This is a genomic window from Pantoea graminicola (assembly GCF_048452665.1).
In the GTDB taxonomy this organism is placed as follows: Bacteria; Pseudomonadota; Gammaproteobacteria; order Enterobacterales; family Enterobacteriaceae; genus Pantoea.
In genome coordinates this window covers 1-1,501 of record NZ_JBLWSJ010000021.1, presented here as the reverse complement: position 1 = coordinate 1,501, position 1,501 = coordinate 1, and the positions used below count along the sequence as shown (strand labels likewise).

At 66.4% G+C, this 1,501-nt stretch carries 1 protein-coding gene; it reads left to right on the top strand.

All coding sequences use genetic code 11. The annotated features are described in order from the left end of the window. Positions 1–1,501, top strand: a 1,501-nt coding sequence (locus ACNY69_RS21600) for an Ig-like domain-containing protein (RefSeq protein WP_418800340.1), incomplete at both ends; no start/stop codon positions are given.

The window sequence follows — 1,501 nt, the reverse complement described above, 5'->3', positions numbered from 1 at the left end:
TCGGGCTGCTGACGCAAACGGCAACAGTACCAGCCTGAGCCACGACCTGCTGCTGATCACCCACTACAACAGCAGCAACCCGAAGGTAACCATTAATCCGGTCACGCTGGCGGATGCGTTTGAGTACAGCGGGGAAACCTGGTACGTTCTCAGCGGCACGATAGATGCCCCGCTGCCGATCAAATCCTTTATGGTGCAGGTGTATGACACCTTCCACTGGAACACGGCGGTGATCCGGCCAGACGGCACCTGGCGGGCGGAAATCAGCGCCTCTGAACTCTCTGAAGGCGGCAATAACCTGGAGTTCGGCGTGCTGGACGGCGCCGGAAACTGGTTCGAACAGGGGGGGTACGTCAGGGCCGACCTGACCACGCCGGTTGACGAGGGCACCCGGGTGCCGCCGGTTCACGAGGAGAATCCGACGGACGGCACCCCCCCGCCTGACGGCGGCGACACGCCGGTCGGCGCGGCGCCCGTTCTCGTCATTCACAGTTTCACCGGGGACGGCGTACTGAGCGCGGAGGAGAAGCTCTCGGCCCAGACCTTCAGCGGCACCCTGGAGAACATGGCTGCCGGAAGCACGGTGACCGTGCTGCTGAACGGCCAGACCTACACCACAGCGCTTGCGGCGGACGGCAGCTGGAGCGTCACCCTGCCGGCTGCCGATCTGCAGGTGCTGCCAGTGGGCGCGGGCACCCTCAGCGTCAGCTTTGAAAACAGCGTGGGCGGCACCACCACCGCCAGCAAAGCGATCGTCGTCGACGCGTCCGCGCCGCCTCCGGGTGCGCCTGTGCCGCAGCCGACCCTCGACACGCCGTTCGGCGACGGCTATATGAACGCGCACGAGCGCTATGAGCCGATCACGCTGCGCGGCACGACGGGCGTGACGGGGGCGGGTCAGCGCATCGTGCTGTCCCTGGACGGTGTCGGCCACGCGGGCACCGTGGACAGCGGGGGCAACTGGCAGGTGTCGCTGACGCGCGACCAGCTGGCAGAGGCGGAGCTGAACGAGGGCAGCCATAGCCTGACCCTGACCGCCACCGACCTCTGGGGCCAGACCGGCGTCGCTGAGGCGACGTTTATCACCGACACCCTGGATCCGGCTGTCACGATCAAGACGCTGTCGGGCGACGGGCTGATCGACCGCAGCGAGATCAGTCAGCCGCTGGTGATCGCGGGCAGCGGCGAAGCGGGCAGCACCATTGAGGTCACCTTTGGCGATCTCCGCTGGAGTGACGTCATCGGGCAGGGCGGGCAGTGGCAGTTCACGGTTCCGCCGGAAACGCTGCAGGCGATGGGGGAAGGGAGTTACCGTGCCACGGCTACCGTCACCGACGCGGCGGGCAACAGCGGTTACGCCTCGTCGGGAGTGGAAATCTACGCCTCTGACGCGTTACCGACGCTGACGCTGGATCCTGTCACCGGTGACAACGCCGTCAGCTATAAAGAGGGGATCTACGGCATCACCTTTACCGGCACCGCGGCCCATCTTCCCTCCGGC